Annotated in this window: 3 protein-coding genes and 1 pseudogene; all 4 read left to right on the plus strand. The window is 29.0% G+C overall.

Annotated features, from left to right (window positions below):
* A pseudogene (locus KHW44_RS09040) lies at positions 1-295 on the plus strand (sensor histidine kinase); the annotation flags it as partial.
* A 27-nt stretch (positions 296-322) separates the two neighbouring features.
* Positions 323-541: an ATP-binding protein gene (locus KHW44_RS09045; protein WP_304068695.1), complete on the plus strand. Its 219-nt coding sequence runs from the start codon at positions 323-325 to the stop codon at positions 539-541.
* A 92-nt stretch (positions 542-633) separates the two neighbouring features.
* Complete coding sequence (locus tag KHW44_RS09050) at positions 634-1,398, plus strand: ABC transporter ATP-binding protein (RefSeq protein ID WP_102163988.1); 765 nt, start codon at positions 634-636, stop codon at positions 1,396-1,398.
* A partial coding sequence (locus tag KHW44_RS09055) for an FtsX-like permease family protein (protein WP_304068700.1) occupies positions 1,388-2,008 on the plus strand: 621 nt, incomplete at its 3' end. The genes KHW44_RS09050 and KHW44_RS09055, both read left to right, overlap by 11 nt.

The raw sequence follows: 2,008 nt of genomic DNA on the forward strand, positions 1-2,008 counted from the left end.
TAATACAGAAATGAAAATGCAACTTAAATCAATCGACAATTACACGAATATGGCTATAAATTATTTGAAGCTAAATTTGCACGAAAAAGACATGGATATAAGCGTTGTTGATGTGGATAATTTGCTGAATATTTTAGTCAAAAAATACTCACTTTTGTTCATCAACTCACATATTAGTTTGGATTTTAGAAAAAATGGCTTAAAATGCATCACTGATAGCAAATGGTTAAGTGTATTATTGGAGCAAATCCTCTCTAATGCGATTAAATATTCTGAAAATTCACAGATTATCTAAGATTCATTCAAAAAAGATAATGCTGTCGTGATTTTAATAGAAGATCACGGAATAGGAATTCCAGAAGAAGATATCAATAGAATTTTTGATAAAGGATATTCGGGATTTAATGGAAGATTAAAACAAAAATCGAGTGGTTTGGGATTGTATTTGGCAAAATCTATAGCAGATAAACTGGAAATAACTTTGAAAGTCGACTCTGTTGTAGGTCAAGGTAGTAAATTTTATATAATTGTGAATAACTAATCTTACAAATTTGTAAGATTGAATGATTTTTGTTAGTTTAGATAAATGCTACTTTTTCTAAATTCATTTAACATATAGTTATGGAGGGTGTTATGAATATTTTAGAATTAAACAACGTAAGAAAAGTATACAAAACGAAAAATGTTGAAACAGTAGCATTAAAAGATGTGAATTTTTCTGTAGAAAAGAATGAATTTATAGCAATAATGGGGGAATCAGGTTCAGGTAAAACAACTTTACTGAATGTAATATCAACATTAGATAAGCAAACTAATGGCAAGGTTGTGTTAAATGGCAAAGATATATCCACTTTAGAAGAATCCGAAGTTGCAAAGTTCAGAAGGGAAAAGCTTGGATTTGTATTTCAAGATTTTAATTTATTGGATATTTTCTCAAACAAAGACAATATATTTTTGCCAATGGTGCTTTCTGATTATAAGCCAAAAGAAATGGAGCAAAGATTGTCTGAAATCCAAGGATTATTGGGAATTGAATCATTTGTCAATAAATATCCTTATGAGGTTAGTGGTGGACAAAGACAAAGAATTGCGATTGCAAGAGCTTTGATTACAAAACCAGATTTGATATTGGCAGATGAGCCTACGGGGGCATTGGATTCAAAATCATCAGAAATGATACTTGATTTATTTACAAAAATCAATAAATTAGGACAAACTATATTGATGGTAACTCACTCTGTGAAGGCAGCTTCGTTTTCTAACAGAGTAATATTTATAAAAGATGGAGTTGTGTTCCACGAAATTTACAAGGGAAACAGCGACAACAATGAATTTATGCAAAGAATAAATGAGTCATTATCTGTGATAAATAATAGAGGTGTAGATAATGAATTCTAAGTTATCTACAAAATTTGCTCTCAAAAACTTAAAAGCAAACAAAATTGTAAATATTCCATATATTTTGTCAACAAGTATTATGGTGGCGATTTTGTTCATAATGATATCTTTATTAGATAACAAATATGTTATGCAACAAGACGAATTTGGAACGATAATAGTATTCGGATCGATTATAATATCGATATTTACATTTGCGATTATTATGTATGCGAATAGGTTTTTGATAAAAAGAAGATTTCAAGAATTTGGATTGTATCGTGTTTTTGGATTGGAAAATAAACACATAAATAGAATTTTACTAAAAGAAAAGTCGATATTTTTTGTAATTATTTCGATTCTAACCATTGTTTTTGGAATCACATTGGGAAAAGTATTGTTCTTAGCAGTAGGAAAATTGATGCAAGAAAATTTCAGCATAATGCAGTTTGGAGTTTCGATACTAGCGGTTATATTAACGTTGATATTTAACTTCGGTATGAGTGTGTTGACTTATATTTTTGATATCGTAAATATAAAATCTGCTACAACTAGGGATTTATTTGCAAAAGGACAAAAATCGGAATCTGAACCAAAAGTCAAAGTAGTATTTTTCATTTTAGCAATAATT

This window comes from Finegoldia magna, assembly GCF_018371055.1.
In the GTDB taxonomy this organism is placed as follows: domain Bacteria; phylum Bacillota; class Clostridia; order Tissierellales; family Peptoniphilaceae; genus Finegoldia; species Finegoldia magna_I.